The organism is Burkholderia sp. MR1-5-21 (assembly GCF_053427715.1).
In genome coordinates, this window is sequence record NZ_JBSAXD010000009.1 from 1 (window position 1) to 15,627 (window position 15,627).

Consider the following 15,627-nt stretch of genomic DNA (forward strand, 5'->3'; position numbering starts at 1 on the left):
TTCTTCGTGCGGGCCGTGGCGGCCGGCTGCGCGTGGCGCGCGGCTGCGGAAGAGGGTATCGATTGCATGGGTTTCACCATTCGTTCATCACGGATTGCAGGCGTGAGCGTCCCCGCGCGAGGCGCAGGATGCGACTCGCGAAAGACGGCTCGTGCCGGGTGGAGCGTGCGCGCGTTGCGCGCGGGCGGACGGTCGTCCGCGTCAGTCATGCGGGCAGGGATCGAGCGATTCCTGCGCCGCGTGCAGGCATCGCGATCAGTGGCCGGTCTTCAATTGCGCCCACAGGCGGTTCTGGAGACGCAGGATGTCGGCCGGCATCGGCTTCATCAGCGTCATCTTCTTCAGCACCTCTTCGGGCGGGTAGACGGTCGGGTCCTGCGCGACCGCCGGCGTCACGAACGGGTGCGCGGCCTTGTTCGCGGTCGGATAGAACACCGTGTTGGTGATGGCCGCGTTGACCTTCGGATCCTCGATGTAGTTGATCCACTTCAGCGCGGCCTCGGCGTGCGGCGCGTCCTTCGGGATCACCATCACGTCGAACCACAGCAGGCCGCCTTCCTTCGGGTTCGCGAACTTGATCTCATACGAGCGTTTCGCTTCCGATGAGCGGCGATGCGCGATGCCGACGTCGCCCGACCAGCCGAGCGCGACGCACACGTCGTTGTTCGCGAGGTCGTTGATGTAGCCCGACGAGTTGAACTGGGTAATGTACGGGCGGACTTTCTTCAGGACTTCGAAGGCTGCCTGGTAGTCGGCGGGGTTCGTGCTGTTCGGGTTCTTGCCCATGTATTGCAGCGTCGCCGCGAACACGTCGACCGCCTGGTCGAGGAACGACACGCCGCAGCCCTTCAGCTTCTCCATGTTGGCCGGATCGAACACCAGCGCCCAGCTGTCGACGGGCGCCTTGTCGCCGAGCGCCTTCTTCACGGCCTGCACGTTGTAGCCGATGCCGTCCGTGCCGTATGCCCAGGGCACGCCGTACTGGTTGCCCGGATCCGCGTCGGCGATCATCTTCATCAGCAGCGGGTCGAGGTTCGCGAGGTTCGGCAGCTTCGACTTGTCGAGCTTCTGGTAGACGCCCGCCTGGATCTGCTTGGCCATGTAGTTCGACGTCGGCACGACGATGTCGTAGCCCGAGCTGCCGGCAAGCAGCTTCGCCTGCAGCGTGTCGTCGCTGTCGTAGTTGTCGTACTTGACGTGGATGCCGGTCTGCTTCTGGAAGTTCGGAATCGTGTCGGGCGCGATGTAGTCCGACCAGTTGTAGACATTCAGCTCATCGGCGGCTTGCACGGGCGGGCTGGCGACGGACGTGAACGCAGCCGCGGCAGCAAGGGCGGCGGCAGAACAGGCTTGGCGAAGATGACGAGCACGCATGGTGGAGTTCCCTAGGGTTATGTGGGCCGCGGCGCCCGCCGCCGCCCGTAAGCAAAGCCGTTACGAAAGGCCCAGTTGCCGGGCGGTTGCATCGACGGCTTTCTTCGCCTTCGACACGAGTTCGTCGATTTCCTGGCGCGTGATCACGAGCGGCGGCGACAGCAGCATCCGGTCGCCGGTCGCGCGCATGATCAGGTTGCCGTTGAAGCAGAAGTCGCGGCAGATGGTGCCGACGTCGCCGCCGTTCTTGAAGCGGCGCCGTTCGGCCGGTGCTTCCGCGAGCTGCAGGCTCGCGACGAGGCCGTGGCCGTGCACTTCGCCGATGATCGGATGGCGCGCGAAGGTCTCGCGCATCAGCGCCTGGAGGTACGGACCGGTATCGGTCTTCACCTGCTCGACGATGCCGTCGTCGCGCAGCAGCTTCAGGTTCGCGACCGCGACCGCTGCCGCGACCGGGTGGCCCGAGTACGTGAGGCCGTGGTTGAACTCGCCGTTGTCGATGATCGGGCGCGCGACGCGCTCGTGGATGCCGACCGCGCCCATCGGCACGTAACCGCTCGTCAGCCCCTTCGCCATCGTGATCAGGTCCGGCTCGAAGCCGAAGTGCTGGTGTGCGAACCACTCGCCGGTGCGGCCGAAGCCGCCGATCACTTCGTCCGCGACGAGCAGGATGTCGTACTTGCGGCAGATCCGCTGGATTTCCGGCCAGTACGTCGACGGCGGGAAGATCACGCCGCCCGCGCCCTGGAACGGCTCGCCGATGAACGCGGCCACGTTCTCCGCGCCGAGCTCGAGGATCTTCGCTTCGAGCTGCTGCGCGCGCGCGAGGCCGAACGCTTCGGGCGTCACGCCCGCTTCCGCTTCGCCGAAGAAATACGGCTGGTCGATGTGTACGATGTGCTCGACCTTCGACGGCATCTGCTCGTGCATGTAGCCCATCCCGCCGAGCGTGCCGCCCGCGATCGTCGAGCCGTGGTAGCCGTTCCTGCGCGAGATCACGAACTTCTTCTGCGGCTTGCCCTGCACGCGCCAGTACTGGTGCACGAGACGCAGCACGGTGTCGTTGCCTTCCGAGCCGCTGTTGCAATAGAAGAAGTGGTTGAAGCCTTCCGGCGTCACTTCGGCGAGCATCGCCGACAGTTCGATGACGGGCGGGTGCGTCGTCTTGAAGAACGTGTTGTAGAACGGCAGTTCCTGCAGTTGCCGGTACGCGGCGTCGGCGAGCTCCTTGCGCCCATAGCCGACGTTCACGCACCACAGGCCGGCCATCCCGTCGATGATCTTGTTGCCTTCCGAGTCCCACAGGTAGACGCCGTCGGCCTTCACGATCACGCGGCTGCCCGCGCGGTTGAGCGCGCCCATGTCGGAGAACGGGTGGATGTGGTGCGCGGCGTCGAGCGCGCGGTATTCGGCCGTCGTGCGCGCCTGGGTCGTGCGGGCCGCGGGCGCGGCGGGCTGGATCCAGGCTGATTCGGTACGGTAAGTCATGTTTCCTCCGGATTGCGGTTGCGCACGCTCAGACGTGCAGCAGCAGATGGCGGCGTTCCCACGAGCTGATCACGCGGAAGAACGCTTCGTATTCGGTTTCCTTCAGCGCGAAATACGCCTTCAGGAATTTATGGCCGAGGATCTCGCCGAGCGGCTCGCACGCGGCCATCAGCGTCAGGCCTTCCTCGAGGTTGCGCGGCAGCTGGTATGGCAGGTCGTAGCCGTCGCTGACGAGCGGCTCGGTCGGCTCCAGCCGCTGCGTCATGCCGAGGTAGCCGGCGGCGAGCGTCGCGGCGAGCGCGAGGTACGGGTTGCAGTCGACGCCCGGAATGCGGTTCTCGATGCGGCGCGCGGACGGGCCCGAGTGCGGGATCCGGAAGCCGACCGTGCGGTTGTCGTAGCCCCACTGCACGTTGATCGGCGCGGCCATGAAGCGCGACAGCCGGCGGTACGAGTTGATGTACGGCGCGAAGATCGGCATCAGGGCCGGCGTGTACTTCTGCAGGCCCGCGAGATAGTTGTAGAACAGCGACGTCGCGCCGCCCGTCTCCTTCGACGTGAACAGGTTCTGGCCCGTCTCCTCGTCGACGATGCTCTGGTGCACGTGCATCGCCGAACCGGGCTCGTCTTCCATCGGCTTCGCCATGAACGTCGCGTACATGTTGTGGCGCAGCGCCGCTTCACGCACCGTGCGCTTGAACAGGAACACCTGGTCCGCGAGCGACAGCGCGTCGCCGTGCATGAAGTTGATCTCCATCTGCGCGGCGCCGACTTCGTGGATCAGCGTGTCGATGTCGAGATTCTGCGATTCGCAGTACTCGTAGATGTCCTCGAACAGCGGATCGAACTCGTTGACGGCCTCGATCGAGTACGACTGGCGGCCCGTCTCCGGACGGCCCGTGCGGCCGACCGGCGGGCGCAGCGGCAGGTCCGGGTCCTTGTTCATGTCGACCAGGTAGAACTCGAGTTCGGGCGCGACGACGGGCTTCCAGCCCTTCGCCTTGTACAGGTCGAGCACGCGGCGCAGCACGTAGCGCGGCGAGATCTCGACGGGCGAGCCGTCGAAGTGCACGCAGTCGTGGATCACCTGTGCGGTCGGGTCGACCGCCCACGGGATCAGGCGGATCGTCGACGTGTCGGGCACGCACACCATGTCGGGATCGGTGACGCCGGTGAGCGACCCGTCCTCCGGATATTCGCCGGTGACGGTCTGCACCATCACGGCTTGCGGCAGGCGCATCGATTCGCCGGACGTGAACTTGTTGCGCGGCGTGATCTTGCCGCGCGCGATGCCGGCCATGTCGGGAATGATCGCTTCGATCTCGGTGATCCGGTGTTTCTTCAGAAATTCGTCGATGTCTTGCATGTCTGTTCTCGTTGGTTTGTCGGCGCGCTCACGCGAGCGCGGCGGACATGGCACGCGTGCGGGCCTGGCGGCGGGCGCGGCAGGCGGCGCCGAATGCGCGGAACATCGCGCTCGACAGCGCGTCGTGCGCGTGCCGCCATTCCGGATGCCATTGCACGGCGAGCGCGAACGCCGGCGCGCCGGCGACGCTCACGGCCTCGATCAGTCCGTCCGGCGCGACGGCCTCGATCGCGAGTCCTGCGCCGAGTTGTGCGATGCCTTGCTTGTGCAGCGAATTCACACGCACTTCGTCGCGGCCGTCGGCGAGCAGGTGCAGCACGCCGCCCGGCGTCAGCCGCACCGGATGCGCGGGACCGTATTGCGACTCGAGCGGCGCGGCGTCGTCTTCGCGGTGATCGGCGAAGCCCGGCACTTCATGCACGCGCTGGTGCAGCGTGCCGCCGTATGCGACGTTCAGTTCCTGGAAGCCGCGGCAGACCGCGAGCACCGGCACGCCGGCGTCGATCGCCGTGCGCAGCAGCGGCAGCGTCGTCGCGTCGCGCGCGGCATCGTGCTTCGTGCCGGGTGCGCTCGGTTCGCCGCCGTAGCGATGCGGCTCGACGTTCGAATAGCTGCCGGTAAACAGCAGGCCGTCGACCGCGTCGATGATGTCGTCGACCGACTGGCGCTCGCCGAGCGCGGGCAGCACCATTGCGAGCGCGTGTGCGCCGTCGACGACCGCCGCGACGTACTTGTCGCCGACGGTGTGCGACGCATGCGCGCCGATTTGCGTGTAGTCGGCGGTGATGCCGACGAGGGGTTTCCTTTCCATGGCGTCAATCAGGTTGCCTAAACAGGCCGCGGCGCGTTGCTGCCGATGCAAGCCGGACGCGGCTTGCGCCAATCGCAGGCGCGACACGGCCCCGCAGCCGTGCGCGAGGCGCAAGGCCGCTGACGAATGGGCGCAGCGGAAATCCGTGGGCGATTCATGCTGCGCGCGACGATCAGGCCGGCGTTCGTTTCGTGGTGCGGCGCTACACACGGCAATGCTTGCGGCAATGCACGCGCGAACGCGATCCGTCACCGGTCAGAGGACACGGCAGACGTGATGCTGGCAAAGCAAACGAAACGGACGACGTAAAGAGAATAGAGGCGCTATGGCAGCAGCGACGCCACTTCGTCGGTATGGATCGCGACGAACGCGCGCGCGGAGACGGCGTTGTGACGACGGACGGAACGGCGGGACAGGATGGTGTAGATCGACAGATGCAGGCGAGGACTATGCCAGCCGCAACTGCCGTCGGAAGGGGGCGCCGCGCTGCGCGAACTTCGCGCATCGCCTCGATCCCACCTCACCAGAGGGCCACGGACTCTCACGATTACACTCGACTGGTTTGTTGAAAGTATTGAACACCTGATCGTTCGAGCGCCGGAGGCGTTTAAATAATCGAGGCGTCGGTCGGGCTCCATTCACATCGACGGGCATCAATTTTTGCGTTGCAATAACGCGATTTGCTGCTCGTGACGATCCGATGACGCTGACCTGAGAGCCAGCATATACGAGCCAAAAACGGCGTCAAATGTTTTTTAGCGGTCCTGCATCAGGGCTTTCCCGAAGCACTGCGAATAAAAGATGCGTAAACGGAATGACGCTGCAGGTGTTCATTATTTCGAACGCCTTTCAGGGTTTTCCCCGTCAATATACGCGATAAAGTGATTAGAATATTCAACGGCCGACCCACGCGTCGTTTCACTCTTTCATCGCACTTATCGTGTCCGAAACCGAATCGATGTCCACCGAAGTCGCCGAGCGCCTGCGCTTCGTGCGCAACAAGCATGGCCTGTCGCAGCGCGAACTCGCGAAGCGGGCCGGCGTGACCAACGGCACGATCTCGCTGATCGAACAGGGCCGCGTGAGCCCGTCGGTCGGCTCGCTGAAGAAGCTGCTCGAATGCATCCCGATGAGCCTCGCGGAATTCTTCACGTTCGAGCTCGTCGAATCGCGCACGGTCGTGTCGCGCCGCGACGAGATGCCGAACCTCGGCAACGACTCGCTCGCGTTTCATCTCGTCGGCGCGGGCGTGAAGGACCGCAACATGTGCATCATGCGCGAGATCTATCAGCCGCAGGCCGACACCGGTCCCGAGATGCTCGCGCATGCGGGGCACGAAGGCGGCGTCGTCGTGTCGGGCCGGCTCGAACTCACCGTCGACGGCGCAACGTGGCTGCTCGACCCCGGAGACGGCTACTACTTCGAAAGCCGTTTGCCGCATCGTTTTCGCAATCCCAGCGCGGAGCAGATCTGCGAGGTCGTCTCGGCCAATTCGCCGCCGACCTTCTGACCGCGCGTCACCGCATTCGCCGCCGGCCGTGCCGTGGGCGCACCGCATCGGACGGTGAATGACTCAACATTGAGGCATCCTGATGAATAAGTTGACTTTGGCTGACTGGCAGGACAAGGCAGCGTCGCTCGCAATCGAAGGGCGCGCATTCATCGACGGCGCGCCGCGCGACGCGCACGCGGGCAAGACGTTCGACTGCGTGAGCCCGATCGACGGCCGCGTGCTCGCGAAGGTCGCCGACTGCGGCGAGGCGGACGTCGATGCCGCCGTCGCCGCTGCGCGCCGCGCCTTCGACGCGCAGGTGTGGGCGGGGCTGAACCCGCGTGCGCGCAAGGCCGTGCTGCTGCGCTGGGCGGCGCTGATGCGCGACCACCTCGACGAACTGGCGCTGCTCGAGACGCTCGACGCGGGCAAGCCGATCGGCGACACGACGACGGTCGACGTGCCGGGCGCCGCGTATTGCGTCGAATGGTTCGCGGAAGCGATCGACAAGGTCGGCGGTGAAGTCGCGCCCGCCGATCATCATCTCGTCGGGCTCGTCACGCGCGAGCCGGTCGGCGTCGTCGCCGCGGTCGTGCCGTGGAACTTCCCGATCCTGATGGCCGCGTGGAAGTTCGGCCCCGCGCTCGCGGCCGGCAACAGCGTCGTGCTGAAGCCGTCGGAGAAGTCGCCGCTGACCGCGATCCGGGTTGCGCAGCTCGCGCACGAAGCCGGTATTCCGGCCGGCGTGTTCAACGTCGTGCCGGGCGCGGGCGAGCCGGGCAAGCTGCTCGCGCTGCATCGCGACGTCGACTGCGTCGCGTTCACGGGATCGACGGCGGTCGGCAAGCTGATCATGCAGTACGCCGCGCAGTCGAACCTGAAGCGCGTGTGGCTCGAGCTGGGCGGCAAGTCGCCGAACATCGTGCTGCCGGATTGTCCGGATCTCGATCGCGCGGCGCAGGCCGCGGCCGGCGCGATCTTCTACAACATGGGCGAGATGTGTACCGCGGGTTCGCGTCTGCTCGTGCATCGCGACATCAAGGACGCGTTCATCGAGAAGCTGGTCGCGGCCGCGCGCGCGTACGTGCCGGGCAACCCGCTCGACCCGTCGGTGTCGATGGGCGCGATCGTCGACGGCATCCAGCTCGAGCGCGTGCTCGGCTACATCGAAGCGGGGCGCAACGAAGGCCGGCTCGTGACGGGCGGCGCGCGCGCGAAGGAAGAGACGGGCGGCTTCTACGTCGAGCCGACGGTGTTCGAGGTGAAGCCCGATGCGAGGATCGCGCGCGAGGAGATTTTCGGGCCGGTGCTGTCGGTGATCGTGTTCGACGACGTCGACGCGGCCGTGCGCATCGCCAACGACTCCGAATACGGACTGGCGGCCGCGGTGTGGACGTCGAACCTGACGACCGCGCACGAGGTATCGCGCCGTCTGCGCGCGGGCACCGTGTGGGTGAACTGCTACGACGAAGGCGGCGACATGAACTTCCCGTTCGGCGGCTACAAGCAGTCGGGCAACGGCCGCGACAAGTCGCTGCACGCGCTCGAGAAATACACGGAGCTGAAATCGACGCTCATACGGCTGCGTTGAGCGTGTGTGCGTGCGCGCCGCTGCGGGAGGCGGCGCGCACGCGGCCGGCGCTGCCGGATGTGATCCGCAGCGCCTCCGGCGATACGCGTTACGCGGCGCGCAGCGCGGGATGAAAGCCTGCGGCTTCGATGATCGACTGCACCTGCTGCGCGGATTGCGTCGATTCGACCGTCACGCGTTTTGCGGCGACGTCGATGTCGAGCTTCGCGCCGGGATCGGCCGCGGTCACCGCGCGGGTGATCGCGTTTGCGCAGCCGCCGCAGGTCATGTCCTGAACTTCGAATTCCATCATTCCCTCCAGAGTTGACGAACGCGCACAGCATGAAGCTTGCCACGATGGGAAGGTCAAGCATGCACGCGCCGACGAGCAGGATACCGTGCCCGGCATCCGCATTCAGACAGTTATTCGTAAGGATGTGATCCGATGAATCGGAATGGCAGCCGGATCGTCAGTCGGTATTTAGCCGGATTGACCGTTCCAAGGTATCGCCACACCGTGGAAAACTCATTTTCCGACAACGGGTTACGAAACGGCATGCAGCGCGATCCCCATTGCACGAATAAGGTCATTTGATGTGGAAATGCGAATCGATCTTAATATCAGTCTCTCTCAAAATTATTTTCCCGTCCTGAACATGAACCGTTTCGCTTTCGGCTTCGCGCTGGCCCTGCTGGGCGCATCGGCAACGGCATTCGCCGCTGACGACGTCGTCAACCTGACCCTGAAGGACCACAAGTTTTCGCCCGAAGGCGTGACGATTCCGGCCGGCAAGAAGGTCAAGTTCGTCGTGAAGAACCTCGACTCGACGCCCGCCGAATTCGAAAGCGACGACTTCAAGGCGGAGAAGGTCATTCCCGCCGGCAAGTCGGTCGAAATCCTGGTCGGGCCGCTGAAGGCCGGTACGTACGAGTTCCACGACGAGTACCACGAAGACCAGTCGAAGACGCACCTGACCGTCAAGTAAGCGGATACCGCCATGTTGTCTACCGCCCTGATCGTCTTTCGTGAAGTGCTCGAGGCCGCGCTGGTGGTCTCGATCGTGATGGCCGCCACGAAGGGCGTGCCGTGGCGCGGCTGGTGGGTCGGCAGCGGGCTCGTCGGTGGCGTGATCGGCGCGGGCCTGATCGCGGCGTTCGCCGACGTGATCTCGCAATGGGCGTCCGGGATGGGGCAGGAGGTGTTCAACGCGGGCGTGATGTTCGTCGCGACGCTGATGCTCGCGTGGCACAGCATCTGGATGAGCAAGCATGGCCGCGAGATGGCGCTGCACATGGCGACGGTCGGTCGGGCCGTCGCGACCGGCAGCAAGCCGCTGACCGGGCTCGCGATCGTCGTCGGGGTCGCGGTGCTGCGCGAAGGCTCGGAGGCCGTGCTGTTCCTGTACGGCATTGCCGCGGGCGACCCGGGGCAGACGCCGCAGATGGTCGCGGGCGGGCTGCTCGGCGTGCTGGGCGGCGCTGGGCTTGGCTACGCGATGTACGCGGGCCTGCTGCAGATTCCACTCAAGCGGCTGTTTTCCGTCACCAACGGGCTGATCGTGCTGCTCGCGGCGGGGATGGCGAGCCAGTGCGTCGGCTTCCTGCTGGCGGCCGGTCTCGTGCCGTCGTGGGGCGATGCGGTGTGGGATACGTCGTGGCTGCTCAAGGACACGAGCATCGTCGGCAAGGCGCTGCATACGCTGGTCGGCTATACCGCGCGTCCGGCGGGCATCCAGATCGCCGCCTACGTCGGGACGCTGGCGGCAATCGTCCTGCTGGCGCGGCTCGTCGGCCGGCCGCAGAGCGCAGTGCAGCCGCCGCGGCAGGCTGTTTGACCCGCCGCTCGAGCCTGAATGCAACAAGGGGCGTCCTCGGACGCCCCTTGTTGCATTGAAGACCGCGATCGGCCGTGCCGCGCGCCGGGCCGCGCCTCGCCGGCGCGCGTGCGCTCAACGATGGTTGTCGATCCACGCGCGGGCCCATTCGAGCCCGGCGACGCGTGCGTCGTCCTCGGTGTCGAACACGCCCAGCACGCCCGACGCCTCGACGAGCCTGTTGTTCTGCGTGATCGTTCCGCTAGCCGCGAAGCGCTCCGGCTGCAGGATCTCGTCCTGTTGAAGGATCGCGTGGCCCCAGATCTGGTAGCCGTGGTAGGTTTCCGCTTCCATTATCGTGCCACCTCCGCAGGTCCGTTGCGCGTGCCGACACGCAGCACGTTGCCGTCCGGCGTATATTGCCGCGGGATGTCGGTATATGCGAGGCCACGCGGCGTGTCCTGCGCATCGGGCTGCATGACGGTCAGCCGGCCCGGCGCCGGCTGCGCGACGGGTCGAGCCACCGGTGCGCCACCGGGCGTCGCGCCCGGCGCCGGCATCCGATGCGCGCCCGTCTTCAGTGTCTTCAGCGTCTGCGCGGTTTGCACGACCCGGCGTTTGTGGAATTTCGTGGCCGCCTTCGGCTGGGTTGCCGCATGCTTCGCGGGTGCCGCCGCGCGCGCATCGGGCGCATGGGCCGCCGGCGACCGGGGCGCCGATGCGCGCGCCTCGGGCGGATTCCAGACCTCGACGTAATGCTCGGCGGCCCAGCCCGACGACGCGAACGTGAGCGCCAGCAACCCGCATCCAATCAGTCTCACCATGCTATCTCCGTCTTTCACGTCGGCGGTGCAACAGGTTTGCAGCGCCGCTTATTCCACCGTCACCGACTTCGCGAGGTTCCGCGGCTTGTCGACGTCGGTGCCGCGCGCGCATGCCGTGTGATACGCGAGCAGTTGCAGCGGCACGACGTGCAGGATCGCCGACAGCTGGCCATAGTGCTCGGGCATCCGGATCACGTGCAGGCCTTCGTCGTTGACGATGTGCGTGTCGGCGTCCGCGAACACGTACAGCTCGCCGCCGCGTGCACGCACTTCCTGCATGTTCGACTTGAGCTTCTCGAGCAGCGCATCGTTCGGCGCGACCGTCACGACCGGCATCGCTTCCGTGACGAGCGCGAGCGGGCCGTGCTTCAGTTCGCCGGCCGGGTACGCCTCGGCGTGGATGTACGAGATTTCCTTCAGCTTCAGCGCGCCTTCGAGCGCGATCGGGTAGTGCAGCCCGCGGCCGAGGAACAGCGCGTTTTCCTTGCGCGCGAATTCTTCCGCCCACGCGATGATCTGCGGCTCGAGCGCGAGCACGCTGTTCAGCGCGGCCGGCAGGTGGCGCAGCTGCTTCAGGAATTCGGCTTCGAGCGCGGCGTCGACGTGGCCGCGCAGCTTGCCGAGCGTCGCGGCCAGCACGAACAGCGCGACGAGCTGCGTCGTGAACGCCTTGGTCGACGCGACGCCGATCTCGGTGCCCGCGTGCGTCAGGAACTGCAGCTCGGTGAGTCGCACCATCGCGCTCGTCGCGACGTTGCAGACCGCGAGCGTGTGCGTGTGGCCGAGCGACTGCGCGTGCTTGAGCGCCGCGAGCGTGTCGGCCGTCTCGCCCGACTGCGAGATCACCAGCACCAGCTGGCGCGGGTTCGGCACCGATTCGCGGTAGCGGTACTCGCTCGCGATCTCGACCTGGGTCGGGATCTTCGCGATCGATTCGAGCCAGTATTTCGCGGTGAGGCCCGAGTAGTAGCTCGTGCCGCACGCGAGGATCAGCAGGCTGTCGATATTCGCGAACGCTGCGGGCGCCGCGTCGCCGAACAGCGTCGCGTCGAACGCGTCGGTCTGCGGCACCGTGTCGCCGATCGCGCGCGGCTGCTCGAAGATTTCCTTCTGCATGAAGTGGCGATACGGCCCGAGTTCGACCGCGCCGCCGTATGCGCTGACGACACGCACTTCGCGCTTGGCCGCCGCGCCGTGGCGGTCGACGATCTTCACGCCGTCGCGCGACAGTTCGCAGACGTCGCCTTCCTCGAGGAACGTGAAGTGGTCGGTGCTGCCCGCGAGCGCGAGCGCGTCGGACGCGAGGAAGTTCTCGCCGTCGCCATAGCCGACGACGAGCGGGGAGCCCTGGCGCGCACCGACGACCGTGTGCGGCTGGTCCTTGTGGATCACCGCGATCGCATACGCGCCGTGCAGCTGCTGCACGGCTTCGCGCACGGCGGCGAACAGGTCGCCGCGGTACAGGCTGTGCACGAGGTGCGCGATCACTTCGGTGTCGGTCTGCGACACGAAGTCGTAGCCCTTCGCGCGCAGCGCGTCGCGCAGCGGCTCGAAGTTCTCGATGATGCCGTTGTGGACGAGCGCGAGCGCGTCCGACGAGAAGATCGGGTGGGCATTGTGCGTGACGGGCGCGCCGTGCGTCGCCCAGCGCGTGTGCGCGATGCCGGTGCCGCCGTCGAGGCCGGTTTCGCGCACCTGCGCGTCGAGATCGGAGACGCGCGCGACGCTGCGCGCGCGCTTCGGCGCATTCGGCTCGAGCACGGCGACGCCGCACGAATCGTAGCCTCGGTATTCAAGGCGCCGCAGACCTTCGATCAGCACCGGAACGATATTACGCTGCGCAACTGCGCCGACAATGCCGCACATGGAAATCTACCCTCTATGTCAAAGCGGGCGCCGTGCCGCGCCCGCATGCTGTTTTCAGTTTTTCTTCTTGACCGGCCGGATGTAGCCGCTCTTCGCGGTCTGCGTCTTGTCGTTCAATGCGAGCACGCCGTCGGCGACGTCCTTCCAGATCGTCGTGCCGGCGGCGATCGTCACGCCACGGCCAACGTGCACCGGCGCGACGAATTGCGTATCCGAGCCGACGAACACGTCGTCCTCGATGACGGTGCGGAACTTGTTCGCGCCGTCGTAGTTGCAGGTGATCGTGCCCGCGCCGATGTTCACGCGCGCGCCGATGTCGGCGTCGCCGATATACGTGAGGTGGTTCGCCTTCGAGCCGTGCCCGATCACCGCGTTCTTCACCTCGACGAAGTTGCCGACGTGCGCCTCGTCGGCGAGCTGCGCGCCCGGCCGCAGCCGCGCGTACGGGCCGATCACCGTGTGCGCGCCGAGCTCGGCGCCGTCGATGTGGGTGAATGCGTCGACACGCGTGCCCGCGCCGATCGACGCATTGCGGATCACGCAGTTCGCGCCGATCGTCACGTTGTCCGCGAGCGTCACGTTGCCTTCGAACACACAGTTGATGTCGATCGACACGTCGCGGCCGCAGCGCAGCGTGCCGCGCACGTCGAGCCGCGCCGGATCGGCGAGCGTCACGCCGTCGGCGAGCAGCGCGTCGGCGACGTTGCGCTGGTGGGTGCGCTCGAGCTCCGCGAGCTGCGCCTTGCTGTTCACGCCGAGCGTTTCCCATTCGGCGTCCGGCTGCGCGGTGACGACTTCGAAGCCGGCGTCGATCGCGAGTTCGACGACGTCGGTCAGGTAGTACTCGCCCTGCGCGTTCTCGTTCTTCAGCGCGCCGAGCCACATCGACAGCTGGGCAGTGGGCGTGACGATGATGCCGGTGTTGATTTCGGCGATCTTCAGTTCTTCCGGCGACGCATCCTTCTGCTCGACGATGCGCGTGACGAAGCCGGCCGCGTCGCGCACGATGCGGCCGTAGCCGGTCGGGTCGTCGAGCGTGACGGTCAGAATGCCGTAGCGGCCTTCGCGCGCCGCGTCGACGAGGCGCTCGAGCGTGGACACGCGGGTGAGCGGCACGTCGCCGTACAGCACGAGGGTCGGCTGCGCGGGATCGAGGAGCGGCAGCGCCTGGCGCACCGCATGGCCGGTGCCGAGCTGCTCGGCCTGCACCGCGAACTGCACGTCGGGCGCGGCCACGGCTGCCTGGACCTGCTCGGCGCCGTGACCGACGACGACGACGAGCCGGGACGGCTGCAGCGCGCGCGCGGTGGCGATGACGTGGGAGAGGAGCGGCCTGCCGGCCAGGGGATGAAGCACTTTCGGCAGCGCGGAACGCATGCGCTTGCCGGTGCCTGCCGCCAAAATGACGATATTCATGGCGCCAGCATGTCAGAAGAGTTCGAAGCTGACCATTTTAGCATGGGCGTTCCGCCCGCCGAGGCCCGCCGCGCAAGGTTGGTGGAACCGGAACGGGCGTCCTGGCGCCCGATCCGGCGGCCGTCTCAAAGATCATCGAACTGGACGATCGAGATCGGCCGGGCCGCACCCGGCGTCACACCACCCGGCGCAGCCGCATCGTCGCCCGTCGAGCACGGTTCCTCGTCGAACGCGATGTCGCCCTGCGGGTCGGCCTGGCCGGTCGCGCGGAGCGACGCGAACGGGAACAGGTTCGTGTCCATCAGGTGCGACGGCACGACGTTCGCGAGCGCGTTGAACATGTTGTCGACGCGGCCCGGGAAGCGCTTGTCCCAGTCGCGGATCAGCGCCTTCATCTCCGCGCGCTTCAGGTTCGGCTGGCTGCCGCACAGGTTGCACGGGATGATCGGGAATTCGCGCAGCTCCGCGTACTTCTCGAGGTCGGTTTCCTTCACGTACGCGAGCGGGCGGATCACGACGTTCCTGCCGTCGTCCGACTGCAGCTTCGGCGGCATCCCCTTCAGCTTGCCGCCGTAGAACATGTTCAGCAGCAGCGTCTGCACGATGTCGTCGCGGTGATGGCCGAGCGCGATCTTGGTCGCGCCGAGCTCGCCCGCGACGCGGTACAGGATCCCGCGGCGCAGCCGCGAGCACAGCGAGCAGGTCGTCTTGCCCTCGGGCACGAGGCGCTTGACGATGCTGTACGTGTCCTGGTTCTCGATATGAAACGGCACGCCGACCTGCGTCAGGTACTCGGGCAGCACGTGCTCGGGGAAGCCCGGTTGCTTCTGGTCGAGGTTGACGGCGACGATGTCAAAGTCGATCGGCGCGCGCTCGCGCAGGCGCAGCAGCACGTCGAGCATCGCGTAGCTGTCCTTGCCGCCCGACAGGCAGACCATCACCTTGTCGCCTTGCTCGATCATGTTGTAGTCGCCGATCGCCTGGCCGACCTGGCGCACGATCCGCTTGAACAGCTTGTTGTTCTCGTACGCTTCCTTCTGCTCGCGGCGCGTCAGCACGGGGCGGCCGGCTTCGGTCGCGCCCGCTTCGGCGGCATCGGCTGCGGTATCGACCGCCGCGGTGTCGACCGCCGCGGTACCGACCGCCGCTTCATTCAGATCGGGGGTGTGGGGGGCGTTCATGCTCGCTCCTCGTCCTTGATGCGAAAGACTTCGACGCCGACGGCGTCGCAGTCCGGATAGGCGTCCGGTTTCTCGGTACAGACGCGTACCGCGCGCACGGCTTCGTGCGCCAGCAGGTGCGCGGCGATGGCGTCGCACAGCGTCTCCTGCAGATGGATGTGGCCGCGTGCGACGCACTGCGCGACGCTCTGCTTCATCAGATCGTAGTCGACGACTTCGTGCAGCCGGTCGTCGACGGGGGTGCTGAACGCGAGCGGCACGAACAGGTCGACATTGATGACGACGCGCTGCTCGCCGCGCTTCTCGTGGTCGAATGCCCCGATGTTGATGTGCACCTCGTAGTCGCGCAGGTAGAGCCTGCGGCAATCCGCGAGGCGGGGGTGCAGGAGAGCGGAAAGCATGGTCGTTCCAGTCAAATTGGCGTG

At 66.5% G+C, this 15,627-nt stretch carries 16 protein-coding genes; 4 read left to right on the forward strand and 12 right to left on the reverse strand.

Annotation, left to right across the window (positions count from 1 at the left end):
* Positions 1 to 255: 255 nt before the first annotated feature.
* The 5 genes from ACV229_RS14185 to ACV229_RS14205 all read right to left on the reverse strand — a co-directional run bounded on the left by ACV229_RS14185 (position 256) and on the right by ACV229_RS14205 (position 5,584).
* Positions 256 to 1,374 carry a polyamine ABC transporter substrate-binding protein gene (locus ACV229_RS14185; protein WP_448083750.1) on the reverse strand — a complete coding sequence of 373 codons (1,119 nt, stop codon included), beginning with the start codon at positions 1,372 to 1,374 and terminating at the stop codon, positions 256 to 258.
* A gap of 60 nt (positions 1,375 to 1,434) precedes the next feature.
* Positions 1,435 to 2,862, reverse strand: a complete 1,428-nt coding sequence (locus tag ACV229_RS14190) for an aspartate aminotransferase family protein (RefSeq protein WP_448083751.1) — start codon at positions 2,860 to 2,862, stop codon at positions 1,435 to 1,437.
* A gap of 28 nt (positions 2,863 to 2,890) precedes the next feature.
* Complete coding sequence (locus ACV229_RS14195) at positions 2,891 to 4,228, reverse strand: glutamine synthetase family protein (RefSeq protein WP_448083752.1); 1,338 nt, start codon at positions 4,226 to 4,228, stop codon at positions 2,891 to 2,893.
* Between the two features lie 28 nt (positions 4,229 to 4,256).
* Positions 4,257 to 5,039, reverse strand: coding sequence for a gamma-glutamyl-gamma-aminobutyrate hydrolase family protein (locus tag ACV229_RS14200; protein ID WP_448083753.1), 783 nt, complete (start codon positions 5,037 to 5,039; stop codon positions 4,257 to 4,259).
* Between the two features lie 323 nt (positions 5,040 to 5,362).
* A complete protein-coding gene (locus tag ACV229_RS14205; protein ID WP_346778735.1) occupies positions 5,363 to 5,584 on the reverse strand; it encodes a hypothetical protein in 222 nt (73 codons plus the stop codon).
* A gap of 413 nt (positions 5,585 to 5,997) precedes the next feature.
* Between ACV229_RS14205 and ACV229_RS14210 the strand changes: the two genes are divergently transcribed.
* Together ACV229_RS14210 and ACV229_RS14215 are read left to right on the forward strand one after the other, a co-directional pair.
* Positions 5,998 to 6,549 carry a cupin domain-containing protein gene (locus tag ACV229_RS14210; RefSeq protein ID WP_448083754.1) on the forward strand — a complete coding sequence of 184 codons (552 nt, stop codon included), beginning with the start codon at positions 5,998 to 6,000 and terminating at the stop codon, positions 6,547 to 6,549.
* An 82-nt stretch (positions 6,550 to 6,631) separates the two neighbouring features.
* Entirely contained in the window at positions 6,632 to 8,122 is a 1,491-nt protein-coding gene (locus ACV229_RS14215) for an aldehyde dehydrogenase (protein ID WP_448083755.1), read from the forward strand.
* A gap of 88 nt (positions 8,123 to 8,210) precedes the next feature.
* On the opposite strand, the gene ACV229_RS14220 is transcribed toward ACV229_RS14215, so the two are convergent.
* Positions 8,211 to 8,411 carry a heavy-metal-associated domain-containing protein gene (locus ACV229_RS14220; protein WP_448083756.1) on the reverse strand — a complete coding sequence of 67 codons (201 nt, stop codon included), beginning with the start codon at positions 8,409 to 8,411 and terminating at the stop codon, positions 8,211 to 8,213.
* 346 nt (positions 8,412 to 8,757) lie between these two features.
* Between ACV229_RS14220 and ACV229_RS14225 the strand changes: the two genes are divergently transcribed.
* Positions 8,758 to 9,087, forward strand: coding sequence for a cupredoxin domain-containing protein (locus ACV229_RS14225; RefSeq protein WP_448083757.1), 330 nt, complete (start codon positions 8,758 to 8,760; stop codon positions 9,085 to 9,087).
* Positions 9,088 to 9,099: 12 nt separating this feature from the next.
* Positions 9,100 to 9,936: an FTR1 family iron permease gene (locus tag ACV229_RS14230; protein ID WP_448083758.1), complete on the forward strand. Its 837-nt coding sequence runs from the start codon at positions 9,100 to 9,102 to the stop codon at positions 9,934 to 9,936.
* A 114-nt stretch (positions 9,937 to 10,050) separates the two neighbouring features.
* Here ACV229_RS14230 and ACV229_RS14235 read toward each other — a convergent pair whose 3' ends face one another.
* From ACV229_RS14235 to ACV229_RS14260, 6 genes are all read right to left on the reverse strand, one after another.
* A complete protein-coding gene (locus tag ACV229_RS14235; protein WP_448083759.1) occupies positions 10,051 to 10,269 on the reverse strand; it encodes a hypothetical protein in 219 nt (72 codons plus the stop codon).
* A complete protein-coding gene (locus ACV229_RS14240) occupies positions 10,269 to 10,739 on the reverse strand; it encodes a hypothetical protein (protein ID WP_448083760.1) in 471 nt (156 codons plus the stop codon). Before ACV229_RS14240 ends, ACV229_RS14235 begins: the two co-directional genes overlap by 1 nt.
* A 48-nt stretch (positions 10,740 to 10,787) precedes the next feature.
* Positions 10,788 to 12,605 (reverse strand): glutamine--fructose-6-phosphate transaminase (isomerizing), encoded by a 1,818-nt coding sequence (gene glmS, locus ACV229_RS14245; protein WP_448083761.1) that lies wholly within the window; start codon positions 12,603 to 12,605, stop codon positions 10,788 to 10,790.
* Between the two features lie 54 nt (positions 12,606 to 12,659).
* A complete protein-coding gene (gene glmU, locus ACV229_RS14250) occupies positions 12,660 to 14,021 on the reverse strand; it encodes a bifunctional UDP-N-acetylglucosamine diphosphorylase/glucosamine-1-phosphate N-acetyltransferase GlmU (RefSeq protein WP_448083762.1) in 1,362 nt (453 codons plus the stop codon).
* 125 nt (positions 14,022 to 14,146) lie between these two features.
* Positions 14,147 to 15,202, reverse strand: coding sequence for a tRNA 2-thiocytidine(32) synthetase TtcA (ttcA, locus tag ACV229_RS14255; protein ID WP_448083763.1), 1,056 nt, complete (start codon positions 15,200 to 15,202; stop codon positions 14,147 to 14,149).
* Entirely contained in the window at positions 15,199 to 15,603 is a 405-nt protein-coding gene (locus ACV229_RS14260; RefSeq protein ID WP_448083764.1) for a dihydroneopterin aldolase, read from the reverse strand. The genes ttcA and ACV229_RS14260 overlap by 4 nt, the downstream gene beginning before the upstream one ends.
* Positions 15,604 to 15,627 lie beyond the last annotated feature (24 nt).